This is a genomic window from Psychrobacter sp. CX21, from assembly GCF_057396255.1.
The window spans coordinates 1-20,203 of the sequence record NZ_JBXYJG010000008.1 but is presented as its reverse complement, the minus strand read 5'-3'; the positions used below and the strand labels follow the sequence as shown (position 1 = coordinate 20,203).

Annotated in this window: 15 protein-coding genes and 1 tRNA gene; 8 read left to right on the top strand and 8 right to left on the bottom strand. The window is 36.4% G+C overall.

Features of this window, described 5'->3' with window-relative positions:
* Nucleotide 1: 1 nt before the first annotated feature.
* The 5 genes from AC2SLP_RS06165 (at nt 2) to AC2SLP_RS06145 (ending at nt 4,885) form a co-directional block, all read left to right on the top strand.
* Nucleotides 2-205: a hypothetical protein gene (locus AC2SLP_RS06165; RefSeq protein WP_486535795.1), complete on the top strand. Its 204-nt coding sequence runs from the start codon at nt 2-4 to the stop codon at nt 203-205.
* A 63-nt stretch (nt 206-268) separates the two neighbouring features.
* Complete coding sequence (locus AC2SLP_RS06160; protein ID WP_486535794.1) at nt 269-415, top strand: hypothetical protein; 147 nt, start codon at nt 269-271, stop codon at nt 413-415.
* Nucleotides 416-857: 442 nt separating this feature from the next.
* Nucleotides 858-1,301, top strand: coding sequence for an alternative ribosome rescue aminoacyl-tRNA hydrolase ArfB (gene arfB, locus AC2SLP_RS06155; RefSeq protein ID WP_486535793.1), 444 nt, complete (start codon nt 858-860; stop codon nt 1,299-1,301).
* Nucleotides 1,302-1,465: 164 nt separating this feature from the next.
* Nucleotides 1,466-2,092: a hypothetical protein gene (locus AC2SLP_RS06150; protein WP_486535792.1), complete on the top strand. Its 627-nt coding sequence runs from the start codon at nt 1,466-1,468 to the stop codon at nt 2,090-2,092.
* 591 nt (nt 2,093-2,683) lie between these two features.
* Entirely contained in the window at nt 2,684-4,885 is a 2,202-nt protein-coding gene (locus tag AC2SLP_RS06145) for a beta-propeller domain-containing protein (protein WP_486535791.1), read from the top strand.
* A 69-nt stretch (nt 4,886-4,954) separates the two neighbouring features.
* Here the strand turns inward: AC2SLP_RS06145 and AC2SLP_RS06140 are convergent.
* A tRNA-Ile gene (locus AC2SLP_RS06140) sits at nt 4,955-5,031 on the bottom strand.
* Nucleotides 5,032-5,124: 93 nt separating this feature from the next.
* Nucleotides 5,125-6,333, bottom strand: a complete 1,209-nt coding sequence (locus AC2SLP_RS06135; protein ID WP_486535790.1) for a tRNA nucleotidyltransferase/poly(A) polymerase-related protein — start codon at nt 6,331-6,333, stop codon at nt 5,125-5,127.
* Nucleotides 6,334-6,586: 253 nt separating this feature from the next.
* Between AC2SLP_RS06135 and AC2SLP_RS06130 the strand changes: the two genes are divergently transcribed.
* Nucleotides 6,587-7,231, top strand: a complete 645-nt coding sequence (locus AC2SLP_RS06130) for a BLUF domain-containing protein (RefSeq protein ID WP_486535789.1) — start codon at nt 6,587-6,589, stop codon at nt 7,229-7,231.
* Nucleotides 7,232-7,494: 263 nt separating this feature from the next.
* Here the strand turns inward: AC2SLP_RS06130 and AC2SLP_RS06125 are convergent, their stop codons facing one another.
* From AC2SLP_RS06125 to AC2SLP_RS06110, 4 genes are all read right to left on the bottom strand, one after another.
* Nucleotides 7,495-9,816, bottom strand: coding sequence for an NADP-dependent malic enzyme (locus AC2SLP_RS06125; protein ID WP_486535788.1), 2,322 nt, complete (start codon nt 9,814-9,816; stop codon nt 7,495-7,497).
* A 469-nt stretch (nt 9,817-10,285) separates the two neighbouring features.
* On the bottom strand, nt 10,286-12,004 hold the full coding sequence (locus tag AC2SLP_RS06120) for a protein adenylyltransferase SelO (RefSeq protein WP_486535787.1): 1,719 nt from the start codon (nt 12,002-12,004) through the stop codon (nt 10,286-10,288).
* Between the two features lie 285 nt (nt 12,005-12,289).
* Nucleotides 12,290-13,750: an acyl-CoA desaturase gene (locus AC2SLP_RS06115; RefSeq protein WP_486535786.1), complete on the bottom strand. Its 1,461-nt coding sequence runs from the start codon at nt 13,748-13,750 to the stop codon at nt 12,290-12,292.
* 171 nt (nt 13,751-13,921) lie between these two features.
* Nucleotides 13,922-14,830: a glycerophosphodiester phosphodiesterase gene (locus AC2SLP_RS06110; protein ID WP_486535785.1), complete on the bottom strand. Its 909-nt coding sequence runs from the start codon at nt 14,828-14,830 to the stop codon at nt 13,922-13,924.
* 402 nt (nt 14,831-15,232) lie between these two features.
* Between AC2SLP_RS06110 and AC2SLP_RS06105 the strand changes: the two genes are divergently transcribed.
* Nucleotides 15,233-16,207, top strand: coding sequence for a hypothetical protein (locus tag AC2SLP_RS06105; protein WP_486535784.1), 975 nt, complete (start codon nt 15,233-15,235; stop codon nt 16,205-16,207).
* Between the two features lie 126 nt (nt 16,208-16,333).
* Here AC2SLP_RS06105 and AC2SLP_RS06100 read toward each other — a convergent pair whose 3' ends face one another.
* The gene (locus AC2SLP_RS06100) at nt 16,334-16,954 is read right to left on the bottom strand and encodes a cob(I)yrinic acid a,c-diamide adenosyltransferase (RefSeq protein WP_486535783.1); all 621 of its coding nucleotides are present in this window, start codon (nt 16,952-16,954) and stop codon (nt 16,334-16,336) included.
* Between the two features lie 418 nt (nt 16,955-17,372).
* Here AC2SLP_RS06100 and cysS point away from each other — a divergent pair, with 418 nt between their 5' ends.
* Nucleotides 17,373-18,851 carry a cysteine--tRNA ligase gene (cysS, locus tag AC2SLP_RS06095; RefSeq protein ID WP_486535861.1) on the top strand — a complete coding sequence of 493 codons (1,479 nt, stop codon included), beginning with the start codon at nt 17,373-17,375 and terminating at the stop codon, nt 18,849-18,851.
* 80 nt (nt 18,852-18,931) lie between these two features.
* Here cysS and AC2SLP_RS06090 read toward each other — a convergent pair whose 3' ends face one another.
* A complete protein-coding gene (locus AC2SLP_RS06090) occupies nt 18,932-20,146 on the bottom strand; it encodes an IS256 family transposase (protein WP_486535535.1) in 1,215 nt (404 codons plus the stop codon).
* Between the last annotated feature and the right edge of the window lie 57 nt (nt 20,147-20,203).

The window sequence follows — 20,203 nt, the reverse complement described above, 5'->3', positions numbered from 1 at the left end:
TGTGTCTAAACTCAAACAGCAGGACTTAAAGCTACAGGAGCACTCTGAGGACTATAAGCTAGATCCTGCCGGCGGACTGGGGACAGCGACACCTAAGGACAAAAAAGAAGATTATCTGTCAGAGATTATTCGTCAGCTTAATTATATTTTTGCAGGGGAGGGGTTTACCGAAGATGATATGGTGAACTTCCATAAAACTATTTGAGATAAGATTAACGAAAATGAAATAGTCGTAAAGCAATTTGAAAATAATACCACCGATCAGATTATGTTAGGCACTTATCCAACTGCCGCCGAAGATGCGCTTTTTGACGCTGAAGCCTCATTTAGAGGGATGACTAACCATTTACTCTCAAACCCTGATAAGTTTAATCGCTTTCTTCGGTTGATGCTTGATATGAAGCTAAGTGCTTAGCATATACTAAAAGCTTGATTACATATATTCAAACTATTTTGGGTGTTTTATACGATAGTATGCTTTATCAAAGAAATTCTTAAACTTGCTATATTCACGACCTGTCTTACTAACATATTCAAAGTCAGTCACTTTTTCATTAAATTTTTAAGCCTTATAAAAAACGGCTCTACGAAGGAGATATCATTATTTTTTCTTTAGACGCTTTAAAGTGGATTGGTTTTGCTATTTCAGTGGGGTTTATGTTCATTATTGGCTATTTTTGGGAGCACAAGTTCTTAAGATACGTACTGCCAGCAGTACCAGCAACGTATATTATAGTTGGCGCAGCAATGAGATCAACCAGTTATGGTTATGCCGATATTTTATTAGGAGGAGGTTTTTTTTATATATTATTCTTGTTTTTTGGGCATAGTGTTTATAAAAAATATAAATAAATAAAATGAATACAATCACCATGATATATATCGATAGCGCCAATAATAGCATAACCCTCTATGACACCGATGTGGAACTGACCGCTATTCGCGCCCAAGGCGCTGGCGGGCAAAACGTTAACAAGGTTTCATCCGCCATTCATCTGCGTTTTGACATTAAGGCGTCAAGCCTAAGCGATGCGCTAAAACAGCGTTTACTAGATACCAAAGACAATCGCATCACTAAAGACGGCGTACTGATAATTAAAGCGCAGCAGCACCGCACCCAAGAGCGAAATAAAGAGGACGCAATCGAGCGTTTGAAACAATTTATTGTTTCTGCCACTCGTGTGAGCAAAACCAGACGACCTACCAAACCTAGCCGTAATGCCAAGCGTAAACGAGTCGATAATAAGGTGTTGCGAGGTAAGACAAAGGCTCTAAGGGGTAAAGTGGATTATTTTAAATAATTACTTTATCGCCTATAACATTTAATCTAAATAACCTTTACTATTAATATCCTTTACTATTAATAACCTTACGATCAATGTCTTTTGCTATTTATAGCGCTATATTTAAATTTTGTAATAAACATTTATAGAATTTTCTTCAAAAATATTTAAAAGATGAATTTATGCTTATTAAACTTCTAAAACTAAAACATTGGCAGGTGTTCATACTAATTTTTGCCATACCATTCATACTGCAAATGGTTTGTATGTTTATTCTCTTTAAAACCATAAGTTCAAGCAGTGCGTCATCTATCAGCGCATTTGAGTCTACATTTTCTACCGTATTTGGGATTAATATTTTATTATCGTTTATCGGTCAAATCTTTTTATTGATGTGGTACTGGGCAATAGGCACTAAGTTATATGCAAAAATTCCTATGCATCTAAAACCACATTTACAAAGATTTAAGTTTGCTGCAACTGCCGTATTTATTTTGTTTTTAATATTTACAAGCTTTATGTTCATAATGGTTAGTTCAATAAATAACTCATATCTTGAAAGCGCTATTTTCAATTATTTTCATTATATGTTCTTAATACAACTCATAATGATAGTCGGCATTTTATATATTTTTTATTATTTGGGTAAAACCATAACGCTAGCTGAGCATAAAGCGGAAAAGAAAAATGAATACTTTATTAATATGATTTTAATCTGGTTTTATCCAATTGGTGTTTGGGTGCTTCAGCCTAAACTCAATAAAATTATGAAAGAATCGTATAACGTCAAAGATGGTAACATTGACTAGCGCTATCAATGATAACTTCAATATATAATTACTAACTATTATTAATTTATCTAAGATTTACATTGTTTTTATTTTAATAAGTCTATATATTTACTAGAATTGAAAATAGATAATTATTAAACCTTAATAATTATCTATTAATAATTTGTAAACCACTTATTCTGGAAACCAAATGTATATTTTAGGGCTTATTTTATTTTTTATTGGACTCGCTATCTCTTTATTTTACGGTATTAAACTCATAATCATTGCTTTTAGAGAGTCAACCGCATGGGGTCTCATGTACTTATTTGTCCCCTTTGCTAACTTATATTTTATTATAACGCGCTGGGATAAATGTAAATCCCCCTTCCTAAAAAGCTTAATCTCTATACCTTTTTTTATAGTTGGAATAATGCTTATTATGCCAAGCTTAGAAGTTGCGGCTTACCAAAATATGTAGACTGATCAATTAGCATGAGAATCAAATTTGATAAACCTTTTGAATACCAAATGCGTGTATTTAAAAGGTTTTTTGTTTAAGCTATTATTAAATCATTAATCCATCTCGCTTATAAATCGTCATTTAAAAACAATTAATATGGAAGTTTGATGTTAACAAGACAATTGATACCTCTCTTTTTAATCCTACCTATAGCCAGTTTTAAATTAACTGGCTGCGATCAGTCTGTCAATGACACAGAGTCAGGACTCTTAAAAAGTAATACCTCTACGCAATCAACGACTACTCAATCCGATAAAGATTATATAGGTGAGTATCCTAGCGACAAACCTGTCGGTAAATACTCTTTAGTCAAAGGAGAAAGGGCGCTATTAGACCACATCAACAATGCTATGAGCAGTCATATTGAAGATATGATTAGTAACGATTATTATTATAATGATTACGACAATATAGACTATGACTCTGTTTTAGAAGATGCAGTTGCGGCTTCAGACGAACCTGCTACAAATGCAAGTTACTCCAAAACTAATTTAATTGAACAAGGAGTAGATGAAGCTGATTTTGCAAAGCAAAACGCTAATTATATTTTTCTATATGGAGATAAAGAGGGTAGAAAAGCGATACGAATCTATAATAAGTCAGACTTTAAAAAAGCAAGCTTTATTCAAAATAACAATCAACATAATTCCCAAAATCAATCCCAAAATAATCCACGAATTACAAATCGCCAAATTTCTTCATCAACCTTACTTCCGTCTAAAATTAGCTCAATATCAATATATACCGACAACGAGCTGGAAGGTATATACCTTACTAAAAACCATCTTTATGCTCTAAATTTAGCAGGTTTTTCATACGATCCACATAGTCAAGAGCGCTCTAATAGCTTCATAGACATCGAAGGCTATGATTTAAAAGATATCCATGCCCCAGAATCTATATTATCTATTAGATTAACTGGAGATTATAAGCAGTCTCGTAAAATCGATGATGATTTGTATGTGATTACCCAAAATAGTATCGACTTACCAGATAATTTTAATTGTGACAGTGATTCTTACTATATCAATATAGTTGATAAATTAGCATCAACTCCTGAATCAGCTATTGGGCGATGTCAAGATAAATATAGGTTGTCTCAACAAGAGTTAGCAAGACGTATGCCACTTGGAAATGATGGTAAACCTATTGACCCTAAAGCGTGTTATGTGCCTAGGTCCAATAAAGATAATAACTCAGCTTCAATAAATTATAGGGATTTAACATTAATACATAAATTTAATCTCAAAAGTAGGGAACATAAGAGCATATGTGTGGCGAGCAGTGCGAATGGCTTTTATATGAGTGATGCTGCTATGTATTTTGCCAATAATGAATACTATCAAACTGACAGCACATCTGAGCTTGAAAATAGTGATGTGGAACCTAGTATGGTGGAGTATATACCACCTATAGAGAAAACAACCCTCCATAAGTTTGCTATTGACAATGATGTTAAAGAAATAAGTTATGTTGGTTCTGGTCAAGTAGAAGGTATCATTAATGAAGAAGTACCTAGCTTTAGTATGAATGAATATCAAGGTATATTACGTATTGCAACCAGCTCCGATAGTGCAGATGGAATTAAAAATATGCTGCATACATTAGAAGAGTCTGATACTAAGCTTGAATTGGTTACATTAGCCACATTACCCAATAAGCAAAAACCTAAGGTAATCGGCAAACCTGGTGAACGTATAAAAGGGGTTCGTTTCATGGGTAATCAGGGCTATATTGTTACATTTAAAAATTCGGATCCATTGTATAAAATAGATTTATCTGATCCTACTAATCCAAAAATGGAGGGTGAACTAGAAATGCCCGGCTATTCGGCTTACCTGCACCAAATGAATGATACATATTTGATGGGAGTAGGCTATACCGTTAATGAAAGAGCAGTACCAATTGGCATTCAAACCACTTTATTCGATGTGTCAGAAGCACCTAAAATTGTCTCTCAGGACACAGTTAGTATCCATGATCAGGACTTTACCCCTCAATTTGATCTAATGCTTGATAAGGACAGTAAAGCTTTATCATCAGTTATGGATAAAGGAAAGTACAAAGTGACGATTCCATATCTCCAGCAGTTGTCGGAATCAAATAATTTTAACTATCAAACCAAAGCAGTAGAGTATGAAATTGATCCAATGTCGGCTAAGTTTATGAATCGAAACCTCCGCTATGGACATATGACTGATTCAAATCATGCACATGATTTGAAATTTAGAGCTTTGATTGATGGCGATGAATTATATTACACCACCAATGATGGCATCATAGAAAAATACTTGTGGGGTAAGCAGTAATTTATAAAGAATAAAAAAGGCTCACCTAAATAATATAGGTAAGCCTTAATTATATTTAGTTTAAGAATATGGTGGGCCCAGTAGGACTTGAACCTACGACCGAACGATTATGAGTCGTGCGCTCTAACCAACTGAGCTATGGGCCCTAAAGCAAGCTGTTTAAACAACTTTATTAGACGCATTATATTACCTGAAAAATTTTATTTTGCAAGCGTCATACGCTATTTTTTTATCAAAAATCAAAGAAGCGTATTGATTGCATTTACTCGAGCTTGTTGTATTGCGTCACCAATTGCTTTACCTTGCAGCCCTTTATCAACATCTTTGATAGATATTTGTTGAAACGCTTTAATATAATGGTCAAAGTTTATCAGGACGGATGTAAGCTCTAAAATTTTATGTACTTGAATAAGTTGATTTAATTCTAGATTGCTCTTGTCAGCTTTTGTAGCCTTTATAAAATTTGCAATATCATTTGCCGTGAGATCCTCTAACCTACACAAGTAAGGGTAGCAATTTATATAAGCTTTGGTGAATTGAATAATTTTAGTAGGCACTTTTAACCGTTGTGCCAATTTATTAGATTGAACCATCCATTGGTTGTCAGCGTCATTAGTAGGTTTAGTATTGCGCAAACCATGTAAGCGAATTTCGTAATCTACATTGAAGGCAAAATTTAGTATCGTCCAGCGCTGAGCCAAATTCAACTGATATTCACCTGCAAGTTGTAATGAATTAAATACTAAAAGTTTCAATCGAATGTCTTCTAATGCACTAGCAAGGTTAGGCATAATATAGGGTAGGGAGCCGATCTGAATTAAGCAATCTATGTAAGCTTGCGGTGAGCCTTCCAATAACGCTCGACTAGTCTCTTGCCATACCCTTTCAGCGGTTAGGTGATCTAATTCGCCGCTGTTATTTATATCATTTATTAATAAAACTGTCTCAGGGGCTATACTAAAGTTATCATTAGATTCGGTATTGTAAAAACGACCATAAAATCGAGCGATTCTCAATACTCTGAGGGGATCTTCACTAAATGCGGGCGAGACATGGCGTAGAATTTTATCGTTAAGATCTTGCTGACCATGGTAGGGGTCAACGATATCTGCGTAAATAGGAGTATCGTCATATAAGCTTTTAACTTCTATCGCCATGGCATTAATGGTCAAATCACGGCGTAATAAGTCATCCTCAATAGTTACTTCTGGTGACGCATATACTTCAAACCCTTTATAGCCCTTACCAGATTTACGTTCGGTACGTGCTAGAGCATATTCTTCTTTAGTTTGAGGATGTAGAAATACAGGAAAGTCCTCACCGACTTGTATAAAGCCTGCTTCTAGCATTTGTTTTGGAGTTGCACCGACTACTACAAAGTCTTTGTCAGTGTAGTCACGGTTAAGTAGTTTGTCTCGTACTGCGCCACCGACCATATACGTTTTCATACATTTCCTTTTTTTATATCATATGTAAGAAATTTTAAATACAGAGGATCCATTTATTCTATATAATAAGCTTTGGCAATAGAACTAAGACTATAGATTATTATAGTCATATTTTTTATAGGCTAAATAATTTTATATAAAAATATGAGTTTATTTTTATAATCTTGTTGAGAATCAATTTATAAATAAAATCAGTACTTTAAGATAAAAAAATACAGTGTGGCTGTTTAAAGATTTAACAAGAGAATATTGAATGATGGTTTCAAGCTTTGCCAAATTAAATAATGAATCATACAAAATGGATGATAAGCAGCTTTTAAGGCTGGTGTATGTCAGCACTTTAAGTAAGAAATTGGATGCTTCAATATTTGAACATATACTCTATCATGCCGAAGATTATAATCGTAAAAATAATATCAGAGGCATGCTTTGTAATAATAAAAAGAAGTTTATGCAGTGTTTAGAAGGTAACAAAGACGTCTTATTACCTTTGATGGAAAGGATTTATAAGGATGATAGACATAAAACAATCAAAGTAATTCTATTAAAGCCTATAAAAAAATACAGTTTTGATGATTGGCGTATGCGAAGTTTGAATCTAGACGACAGCATATGGTTTAAAGACTCAATCCAATCTAATTCTCCTGAACTTATACAGTTCATACCTTTTAAACCACTTGAATGGTCTGAATGGTTCTTAGAGCATTTTCTAGAGACCATGCGTAAATTCGATGACGCTACTCAAAATTATGATATAGATAATCATAGCTATAACATCGTTCAAGATTCAAATATCATGATGACAAGTATATTTGATTCAACACTACTGCACCGAGTACTGATCGTGATGACGGCGCTAATATTTGTCATCATATTAAAAATGAATGCTATTTTATAAAAGCTGATATTCAATAAATGTGAAATACATTAACTTATACATGTCATGTATAGTCAAAGAAGTCTAAAATGGTTACAAGGCAACCGAGTGCAAGTGCTACTGGAGTAGGCTAAACGAGGTTAACGCCGTAACCGTTTAGTAGTTCGCTGACTATACTTATGATTATTATCTAATATATCTACAAACGAATAAAGCCAGCAATTATGCTGGCTTTAATTTTATAACATTGATATAAGTTCATATATATAAACAGTCAGTTAACTTTATGCAATATCTTGAGCTTCTGTTACCGCTAACGCAGTCATATTAACGATACGGCGTGCAGTGGCTGAAGGCGTCAATATGTGTACAGGCTTACTCGCTCCTAGTAATATTGGACCGATAGACGCACTGTGAGTCGCAGTTTTAAGCAAGTTGAAAGCAATGTTCGCCGAATCAAGAGTTGGCATGATCAATAAGTTAGCAGGGCCACTTAATACGCTGTGTGGAAAATCTTGCATACGGATAAAGTCATCCAGCGCTGCATCTCCATGCATTTCACCATCAAACTCAAAATCAACATCCATTTCAGTTAATATATTATAGACATTTCGCATTTTGACAGCATTTTCAAGATCTGAGGTGCCGAAGTTTGAATGTGATAATAAAGCAACTCGTGGTGTGATACCAAATCTGCGCATTTGATCGACAGCCAATACCGTCATTTCTGCTAATTGTTCAGCTGTAGGATTTTCATGAATATAAGTATCAGCAATGAATAAATTACGGTTTTGCATTAATACGGCATTCATTGCATAAAAATTAGTAGCGCCTTCTACTTTATCAATCACACGCTGAACATAGTCAAGGTGTAAATGATAATGACTGAAAGTACCACAAATAAGGCCATCAGCATCACCTTTTTCGACAAGTAGCGAGCCAATCAATGTTGTTTTACGACGGACATCACGGCGCGCAAGCTCGATACTTACCCCATCACGTTTGTTTTTAGCGTAGTATGATTGCCAATAATCTTTGTAGCGTGGATCGTCATGTTGATTAATAATTTCAACATTAACACCCGCTTCAAGTCTTAATCCAAGCGCTTCGATTTGTGCTTCGATAATAGCCGGTCTGCCTATTAATATAGGTTTGGCTAAGCCTTCATCAACAACTACCTGAACGGCGCGTAGTACATTTGGATCCTCGCCTTCACTAAAGGCAATGCGTTTTGGATCTTCTTTAGCTCGAGCGAACAATGGCTTCATTATTAAAGCGGAGTTATAAACAAAAGCAGATAGCTTTTGACGATAAGCAGAAAAGTCTTCGATCGGTAGAGTAGCTACACCTGAATCCATTGCAGCTTTAGCAACCGCAGAGGCAATCTCAATAATTAAGTTAGGTTCAAGTGGGCCTGGGATCAGATAATTACGACCAAACGTTTTGCTGGTGTCGATGTATTTTTGACCTTGAAGCGGCGTGGCTTCAACATGTGCCATAGCAGCAATTGCATGTACACAGGCAATTTTCATCTCTTCATTGACAGTAGTGGCCCCAACATCTAGAGCTCCGCGGAAGATATAAGGAAAACACAAAGCATTATTGACTTGGTTAGGATAGTCGGAACGACCCGTTGCCATAATAATGTCATCACGAATGGCATGAGCAATCTCTGGCATAATTTCAGGAGTTGGGTTAGCTAACGCAAAGATAATTGGATCGCGCGCCATGCTTTCAACCATGTCTTTAGTCAAAACGCCTGGCATAGATAGTCCTAAGAACATATCAGTACTTGGCATAACTTCTTCTAAAGTTGTCGCATTGGTGTCACGTATATAGCGCTGTTTACTTTCGTCTAAGTTTTCGCGTTTGGTTGAGATAATGCCACGCGAGTCTGATACAAAGATGTTTGACTTTTTAACACCAAGAGCGCAGATTAAATCTAAGCAAGAGATAGCGGCAGCACCTGCACCAGAACAAACAACTTTGATGTCTTCGATTTTTTTGTCAATAAGTTGTAGAGCGTTGATGAGTGCGGCACCAACAATAATTGAAGTACCATGTTGGTCATCATGGAATACTGGAATGTTCATACGTTCGCGCAATTCACGCTCGATTTTGAAACATTCAGGGGCTTTGATATCTTCTAAATTAATGCCGCCAAATGTAGGTTCTAAAGAGGCAACCGCTTCAATGAACTTGTCGGGATCATTTTGAGCAACTTCTATGTCAAAGACATCAATACCAGCAAAACGCTTAAATAATACGCCTTTACCTTCCATGACAGGTTTAGAAGCTAATGGGCCGATATTACCCAGTCCAAGAACGGCCGTACCATTTGTCACAACGCCTACTAAATTATTTCGAGCAGTGTATTTTGCTGCAAGCTTTGGGTCTTTTTGTATTTCTAAACAAGGAACTGCAACACCTGGTGAATAAGCTAACGCTAAATCATGCTGGTTAGCAATTTGCTTCGTAGGGGTAACAGAAATCTTACCTGGAATAGGATTCTCATGATAATGCAGGGCAGATTGTTCGAACTGCTCTTGATTTAATTTGCTAATATCATTAGGAACGGCAGGGGTATTTGAAGTAATATCGCTCATGTTTAAGACCAATTATAACTTGAATAAAAAGGAACTCCGCTAAAGGGAGACTCATAAGTGTCGCAATTTTCAATCTTAATATTATATCACTAATATCTAAGATTGAAGGTGATATAAATTATTACAATATAGGGTAACGCAATTCGGTTCAAATACGAAATGCAAATTTGGTTTATTTGTACAAATTTATGATACAAATTATTGATCTAACTTAATCAAATCAATCCAAGTATAGTTATAAATTATTGAATGAAGCAACTATTCAAGAAACTAATTATTAAAGTAACTATTTAAGAAACTAATAAAGAGTAATTAACTAATTAAGAAACTAATAAGGAGTAATTAACTAATTACAAGTCTAAATCAACGAATAATCAAGTAGCTATTCATATCAAAAAAAGACACTTATGGCCTTATTATTAACGTCTAATTAATAATTTAAAACTGATTTTGAACCATCATTATTAACTTAAGATGAACAACTCACCACTAAGGGCTCTTCATCAGGTGCAGGAGGTGTAAAGTCACTTTCTTGAGCAATTGACTGCACATCGTAAGGGGTAGATAATAATTGATACAATCTATCTACTTCACGAAAATTACCTTGCAGAGCCATTTCAATCGCTTGTTGAGCCATATTATTACGAAGTACATAAGCGGGATTAGCTTTTGTCAAATTTTCTATTAAATCACTAATTCGGCTCGGATGACCGCGATTAAGCTTGCCATTACTAGTTATAATATGTTGCACATGTGATTTATAGTTACTTATCCACTGCTCAAATGCTTCTAACTGATCGGCTGCTAGCTCATCTTTTAATTTTTTCATAAGTAATTGTTCATGTAGATAATCATTTGGATATTCATGATTATATTCATGATTATAACTTGAGCTGTCTTCTGTAAACACTGCAATCAGTGCTCTAAAGCTATTGGTATAATCTAATTTATTGGATTCGATCAACTCTAAAAACTCAAAGGCGAGTTTGAGCGTATCGTTTATTCTTTTTGTATCATCTGGTTCTATTGCCGTGTTGTCATTAAAATTATTCGATTTATCTCTTATATTACTATCTGCCTTACTATTAAAGTCATCTGTACGGTTTGGATTCTTTTTAAGTTTAGTATGTGTAGAGAGTAGAGACCAAGGCAAGCCTAATTTACGACAGATACCTTGTTGATAGTGGCGAGAGAAAACTGGTTCGTATTGGGCCAAACATTTATCCAATACTTCTCGATTAATATTTTCTTTTGTATCAACAAAAATATTCCTATTTGAAAGTTGCATAAAATGCTTCATCCAAATATTTAGATTCCAATGACCAATAGCCGGCTGGTTTTGATAAGAATAGCGTCCAGTGTAGTCAGAATGGTTGTTTATCCACGCTGGATTAAAACGTTCCATAAACCCAAATGGACCGTAGTCTATAGTCGTACCAGTTATCGATAAATTGTCGGTATTCATAACACCATGCGCGAACCCTATTAATTGCCAATTAGCAATCAGAGTCCCGGTTCGTCGAACAACAGCTGAAATAAAATCAGCTATTGGTGTACTAGATGATTTATATTCAGGATAGTAGGTTTCAATCATGTACTTGGTGAAGTCATGCATAAGCTCTGGAGCAAAGTTTGCAATCCATTCAACATGGCCAAGACGAATATGAGTATCCGCTACACGCATAAGCGCAGCACCTTGTTCCATACGCTCACGGCGTACTGGCGTATCAGAAGTGATGAATCCCAACGCATTCGAAGATCGAATACCCAAACACGACATAGCATGACCACACAAATATTCTCTAATCGTGCTACGCATCACCGCACGTCCATCACCCATACGTGAAAAGGGGGTGAGTCCTGCGCCTTTAAGGTGAAGGTCTGTAAGTTGATTATTGTTATCGATAACCTGCGCCATAAGTAAGCCGCGTCCATCGCCAAGCTGACCTGCCCAATGACCAAATTGGTGCCCTGCATACGCCATTGCTAAAGGTTCAAACCCATTAGGTATTTTGATACCTGCGATGATCTCTACCCAATTATCCATTAATGTATCATTTTTATCCCAACCAATTTGATTGGCAACGATGGGGTTAAAGTGACCAGCTTTAGGATTAGATAAAGGGGAAGGGTTTTGTTTGTTATATAGACGTTCATCAAGTCTTGCGTAACTGTTGTTATAATTCATGATTTTAGCTTTAATCGTTTAATTAAAAGGATAGTATCTAATATTATAAGTTTGCTAACGCATACTTGATGTTAACTAACTGCTTAGCCAACAATCTATTAAAAAGTTATGAGCTAATCAAGTAGGTCTATGTAAGTATAACTTGTACTCGGTTGCCTCATAACCAATTTAAGTTTTGATGACTATAATACACAGTACTGTAGAGGTGACAGCTTATAAGTCAAAAAAAACCCCCTTATAAGAAGGGGAGGAGGAAACAAAGTTTATTATTATAGTTTTTAGTGTTTATAAGACTGATTTAAAGCCGACGGTACGAAAGGCTCGTTTCACATTTCTATTGTGGGCAAATATCCGCCCCTCAATAAGCGCGTATTGATCACTCAGCATATCATCAACTTCATGAAGTTTATCGGCAATGGCTTCTTTTTTCAATTGCATTGACTTAGTTTTAAGCGCTTGCCACTCTTTTACCGTCTCGGTGAATAGGTCATATTCAAACTGAATACGGTCACTAAAAGTCTGTATTGAGTAGGGGAGTAGCGAGTCATCTTCAAGTTTGTTGGTTTTTATATGCTCAATTTTCTGCTGGGCGCGCTTAAACTGCATATTAACCTCAGCATGTTTGATGGTCGTATCATCTACCACACGCAAATCAGATGCCAAACCAACTTTAGCTAACACCGAAATCAGCCACTTTGTCGGGTCATACTGCCACCACTTAACCCCATTGCGATAGTCATACTGAAAGAAATGATGGTAGTTATGATAACCCTCACCCCATGTGGGGATAGCTAATATAAAATTATCACGCGCAGTGTTGGTATCAGTATAGGTACGCTTACCATGCATATGGCATAAGGAGTTGATAAAGAAGGTTAAGTGATGGTTAAGCACTAAGCGAACCAGACCCGCTAATAATAAGGTGCCCCATACATCACCAACGACCCAGCCAATAGCGCCAATTAGCCCTACATTAGCGCCCAATACCCAAAGACCATAGTATTTATGGTGAATCTGCAGCACTTTATCATTGGTCAAATCACGAATGTTTTTATAATCAAAATTGCCACTTGGGTATTTTTTTAACATCCAACCAATATGACTAAACCAAAAACCACGCTTTGCAGAGTAGGGATCTTTCATACGGTCATCGACATACTTGTGGTGGGTACGGTGTCCAGAGCACCAATCAAATGCTGAACCCTGAACGGCTAGTGTAGCACCGACTAAGAAAAAATTGCGCACCGCAGGATGTGCCTTATAACTACGATGAGACATTAGCCGGTGATAGCCTGCGGTGATACTTAAACTGGTCCAAACACCAACTGCAGCAAACACGCCCCAAACCGGCGCACTCACATCGTGTTTCATTAGATACCAAGGCGTGATAACTGCAGCAGCAAGAGGTGTCGCAACCAGCACCACAGCTGGAACCCAGTTAATTGGTGCTCGCTTGAAGGCAAGCTCTTCGGCAAGCTCGTTATCTATAGGCTGAGTAGCAGATTGATTGAATTGTAATAAACTAGAATCTGAAGCTTTGACTGTAGGTATGGTGAGCTTAGGGTTATCAAAACGGTCATTAAAGTCTAAAAGATCAGTTGATGGCTTCTTAACACTTGGTGTAACACGACGGCGCAGTGTCTGTATCACTTCGGGAAAGTCGTTTAAAACACGTTTACCTTGACGTAACGTGCTACTCAATGCGTGAGATAACTTATTGAGAGGGTTTTTGGTTTCATAAAGCATACTAAAAGCTGTCCTTGCAATCTATTAATTACTGAACTAATAGCATACCCCAAACTTGTATTAAAGTGAACATTTATTCACTCAGTTATTAGTTAATTGGTCAAAATTTACTTTCAATAAACACTTAAAACAGTTATTGGTAACAATAATTGGTAACATTTATTAGTGCTATTAAGTATGTGCAGCCCCGTCTTCCAGTAAATTAGTAGGGAAGTCCGTAATAATATAACGAACCCCAAGCTTGATTAAGCGTTTGGCTTCATCTGTTTCATTAACCGTCCAAGCCGTAGTCGATAGTCCGTGGTGCTTGCATAGTCTCATTATTGATGGACCGTAGAGGGCGAAGTATAGTCCCACACTTTTGCAGCCTAAACGCATGGCAATATGAGGTGCTTGTGATAAAGGTTGTTCGGTAGATGTCAGTGTATTAAGATTAAATGAACGATAATCAGTTATATCAGATATAGGCCGATTGTTGGTATGTGAAGCAATATCTTTTATGACACTGTCATGCAACTCAACAAGTAACCCTCTTCTAAAAGTTTTTAGGATAGGATGTGCATTGATCAATTCATGCAATTTTAAATCAAAGCTGGTGAGTGTAATAGGAAGAGAGACGAGTAATTTCTGACAAAGGGAGTCATTAAGAGCTTTTATGAGGTTAGCGTAATTGGTTCTATTGTGAGTTTTAATTTCTAATTCAATGTGTTGATAGCTTTCTAAAAGTGGCGCTAACTGTTCTAATGAGGCAACTTGATAGTTACCCTCTGTCAAGTGTTGCAACTTTTTAAATGAGATGTTATCTATTCTTGATTGTAACTTAAATAGCCTAAGCAAAATATCATCGTGAAAAACCGCCAATTCACCATCTTGTGTTAATTGAACATCAAACTCTACGCCCGCTAGCAAACCTGACGAACGCTTTGTTAATGCTGCTAAATGTTTGAATCCTATTAAACTATTTTCAAATTGTTCACCACGTACGCCGCGATGACCTAGCAAACGGGTATTACTCGACCTTAACATTTTTACAATACTAAGCTGTGGTAGGCTTGAGGGCGAACTATGCTTTGAAGTCATAATGGGCTCTACTGATATTCATGTAAGCTATTAAAATTAAATGGTTTGTAGGTAATTAATAACATCATTCAATAAACGCTTATTGATTAGAGTATATTGAATAACAAATAAATAAGATTTGGCGTATAATAGCCTATATATGCATATTTAACATTCTATGTACTTTATGAATTAAGATAAGTTAAAAACGTTATTTAGTGTCTATTAACCTTTTGTTGTTTCATTTATTTATTGACAGTAGATTAATAAATCGACTCTAAAATTTTAATACTACACTTTTATTTAAAGTTTATTAATAACATTCAAGTTTAAAAATACATTAATGTATTTTTAGTATTATAACTTTTATAACACTTATCTCCTTATACCAAAATAAGAGAAATAATAAGCTAAGAGGTCAAGATGACATTAAGTTTAGACAGTATCGCTCGTCATAAGAAATTATTAGGAGTCGCAGTAGTTTGCGGCCTAACGGCTGTTGGTTGTACGAAGAAAGATAAAACCGATACGGATGCCACTAATCCTCAAGATGAGCAAGTGACGGTTGATGGTATGAACAACGATGCGGCGGTTAATACAATTACTATAGAATGTGATGATCCTGCTGTTTTGAATCAATTGACTCAATCTGTCAAGTCATCTGTCAGCTCTCAAACTCAGAACTTATTTAAAAGTTTTGGAGAGCGGGCGGGTACAACTTTAAACTATAGTGATGCAAACAATGCAGTCAACACCATATTAATTGATGTGGCTAATCCAAAAGTATTACAACAGACCAATGCTCAAGGTGTGGTAACCTGTAATTCAAGCCTAAGCTTAACGCTACCTAATAAAGATGTAACACGCGCTAAAAAAGTTTATGAGCTGCTTGAAGAAGGCAATTTGAATAATTATTTAAGAACAAAAAATGTGACTTTAAATAATAATATGCTTGTTAGTAACGATTTTAATTATGTGGTTGGTGAACAAAATGGTCAGCCTGTGGCCCGTATCGTAGGGTTCCCGCCTGTGCTTTCAGCAGCAGCAGATATCATTGCCAGATCTCAGTATAAGTCTGCACTCGATGCTAGCAGGCCACCTACTGCACCATCTCGTACGGTGGTTGTTCAGCCACCATCGATAGATAATTCTTATGATAATGATGATCAAATAAGTAGTAATTCGAACCGAAATGACTCTGAACCTCGGTCTACTTACGAACCTGAACAAACACGGCCTACTGAGCAGGTTAATCCTATTGAACCGACCTTACCTGCCAAACCTGAACGTGATATAGAAGATGTGATTGAAAAACCAATACCCTCAAGTGAAGAATTTGAAGTGCCAACTGACGACAGCATAGAGATGCTCATCATTGAAGAAAAAGGTACTTACTAAGACAGTTCTAAAAAAATTATATTTTAAATAAAAAAAGGATCAAATTGAACATTTGATCCTTTTTCAATCTATGTATACCCTTATAAACTTCATAGATTATAAGATAAGACTCAATTAACCTTTTCATTACTGATCAAATTTACTTAATATAGTTTTATTCCATAATACCTCATTAGACCCTTCTAGTTTGGTGCAATATCTAGCAAGAACAAATAGCCAGTCTGATAGACGGTTAAGAAACTTTAGAATATCATCAGAAATCCCATCGTATGCTTTGTTTTTAAGACGAACCCCTTGACGTTCAGCACGGCGGCATACTGTTCTAGTAATATGTATTTGGCTCACTAGCATAGACCCAGAAGGCAAGATAAAATCCTTCAATGCTGATAGCTGATTATTGATGATGTCGATTTCATCTTCTAACCACATAATATGCGAGGTATCAATACCTTTATACTGAGGCATAGATAATTCACCGCCTACGTTAAATAATAGATGCTGAACTATATTTAAATTTTCAACTACATCCATTATAGAAGGGATGTGGTGACTATCAGAATGTTTATTAGGGTTTGAATGTAACTCATTAAGATGCGATATAATCATACCGATATGCGAATTTAATTCATCAACATCTCCAATAACATCGAATAAAATATCAGCTTTACTAATTCTATCCCCATTAGCCATACCTGTTGATCCATCATCTCCAGTGCGAGTATAAATTTTACTTAAACGATTTCCCATTTCTTTATCCTTTTATTTATTTAACTTATATGTGTTTAACTTATAGGAGTTTAACTTAAATGTGTTTAACTTATATGTGTCGAGCAAGAAGCTAGCATTGTCGAAGTTTTTATAATGTTGATTCGTGCTTAGTAGCATTTACTGATTAGTAGTATCTTGTTATGTAGCAATTTATAGTGAGCTTAGGTAAGATGACACCCCAAATTCAACAGACCAAAATTAATTAATTGACTATAATAAGACGTTTAGCATTAGATTTTATATCTTGCATTCCATATCATGTATTCCATTTCTGTTAATAAAGTTACGTATTCATTGAAGGTTTTAAATTATGTCAAAAGCAACACTTAATCGTACTTCTAAGGCATTATCTCAGCTATTGATTGAAAACCAAAATGGCTTAAAGTTATACGACTCAATGCGTACAGAAAAATGTAACTTTGAGCCGCTTGAAGCAGGTAAAGTCGGTATGTATGTTTGCGGCATGACAGTTTATGATTATTGTCACATTGGGCATGCCCGCGTTATTGTTGCATTTGACGTTGTGAGTCGGTGGTTGCGTCACCTTGGCTATGATGTCAATTATGTGCGAAATATAACAGATATTGACGACAAGATTATTGCACGCGCGAATGAGAATAATGAAAAAATAGGAGCGTTGACGGCTAGATTCATAAAGGCCATGCATGAAGACTCTCAATCTTTAGGCTGCATGAACCCAGACGCTGAACCACGCGCTACAGATTACATTCCCGATATGCTATCGATGATAGAAACGCTTGAAAATAATAATTATGCCTATGAAGGCTTAAACGGCGATGTTTATTATTCAGTAGAGTCTTTTGAAGACTATGGCAAATTATCTAAAAGAAAGTTAGAGGATATGCAAGCAGGTTCGAGAGTGGATGTAGAAACGGATAAGAAGAATCCTTTTGATTTTGTACTGTGGAAGGCGGCAAAGTCGGGTGAGCCGCAATGGCATTCTAAATGGGGTAGTGGACGGCCGGGTTGGCACATTGAATGTTCAGCGATGTCAACTGAGTGCTTGGGAAATAGCTTTGATATACACGGTGGCGGCCACGATTTACAGTTCCCGCACCATGAAAATGAAATAGCTCAATCAGAAGCCGCCACAGGCTGCACTTATGCAAATAACTGGATGCATGTGGGCTTTATCAATGTAGATGGTGAAAAGATGTCTAAGTCTTTAGGCAACTTTTTTACAATTCGGGATGTGATGCAAAGCTTCCATCCTGAGACGATAAGATTTTTCATTTTATCGAGCCACTACCGAAGTCAGGTTAATTTCTCTGATGCAGCGTTAAAAGAAGCTCATGCAGGATTAACACGCTTATACCAAGCGCTCAAATCTGCAAATGCAGTACTAGATGCAACCAAACCAGATTCTGTATCAAACATAGACAATATAAGCTTTGATAATAAAAGTATAGACATTAAAATCAAAGACTGTACAAATTATAGTGTTTACAACAGTCACTATGTGCAAGATTTTATTTCTGCAATGAACGATGACTTTAATACCTCTTTGGCGCTAAGTGTGATATTTAGTCTTGCAAAAGAGGTGAATAAACTTGCCCGTGACGTTAATTCAAATGATTATATAGACAAGCTTAAGTCGCTTACTCAACAACTAAAAGAGCTTTCAGGAATTTTAAATATCGGTCAACTAGACCCAAGCGAATTTTTGCAAGCTCAAATAGGGAAGACGGATAGTGATCAGCTTACTGATGAACAAATAGATGTGCTAATACAAGAACGTATTGATGCTAAATCTAACAAAGACTTTAAACGTGCTGATGAGATTCGAAATATCCTACAAGACAGTAAGGTGGTATTAGAAGACAGTAAAGCGGGAACAACATGGCGTAGAAGTTAGATATTTAATTTAAAGCCATAGTTGTAATATATGAATGTTTAACAGACTCGAGCCCATCCTGAATTCTGTGTAACTGCAATTTAGATTAAATGCTTACTAACACGCTCATCGAACATAATCATAAATCGATTAAGAGCAGACGTCCAGTTACGGATGGGCATCGACCACTTTTTAGACGCCTGCTGAGTCGCTAGATAAACAACCTTTAACGCCGCTTGATCAGATGGGAATATCTTACGCTTATTCACAGCGGTACGAATCACGCTATTTAATGACTCGATAGCATTGGTCGTATAAATGGCTTTTCTAATGTCTTTCGGGTAATCAAAGAACACGGTTAAGCCCTCCCAATTATTGCGCCAAGAGGTAACCACATGCGGGTATTTATCGCCCCAGATCTCATTAAACTGCTCAAGGCTAGCCTCTGCCAGCTCAAGCGTATCAGCACCATAAACCGCCTTTAAACCAGCCGCTACTTTTTTTCTATCTTTCCATGGTACAAACTTCATAGAGTAACGTACCATATGCACAATACATAGCTGAACCTGTGTGTTTGGATATACCGTATTAATTGCCTCGCTAAAGCCTTTTAAACCATCCACACAGGCAATAAGAATATCTTGAACCCCACGGTTTTGTAGTTCAGTGAGAATACCTAGCCAGAACTTAGCGCCTTCATTCTCCGATAGCCACATACCCAGTAGCTCCTTTTTGCCCTCAAGATTGACGCCTAAGGCCAGATAGATGGCTTTATTAATGATTTGCTTGTCTTGACGTACTTTAACGACAATGCAGTCTAAATATACGATAGGATATAAGCTACTTAGTGGACGATTCTGCCATGCTGTGATGTCATCTATGATGTTGTCAGTAACCCTTGATACGAGACTGGTTGAGATATCAACGTCATAGATATCTTTGATACTCTCAACAATCTCAGTGGTTGTCTGGCCTTTGGCGTAAAACATGATGATTTTATCATCGAGCCCAGTGATACGAGTTTGATGCTTTGCAACCAATACAGGATCAAAGCTTCCTTCACGGTCTCTGGGTGTAGATACTTCAATCTCACCTGTGTCACTGCGCACTGTCTTTTTGGTGTGACCGTTGCGCTTGTTTGGGGTATCCGCCTTTTCATGCTTAGGATAGCCTAGATGCTCTTCCATCTCGGCTTCTAATGCAGTGTCAATAAATGACTGCATGAGCTCTTTTTGAAATGCTTTGATGTCTTCAAAGCTGCCAACGTGTTTGGCCATTTGTTCGGCTAGTTTTTTTAGTTCTGTTTGTTTTGTCATTGCTTATTCTCCTTTACTATGGATTATAAGCAGTTACACAAAGTTTGGGAAAGTCTC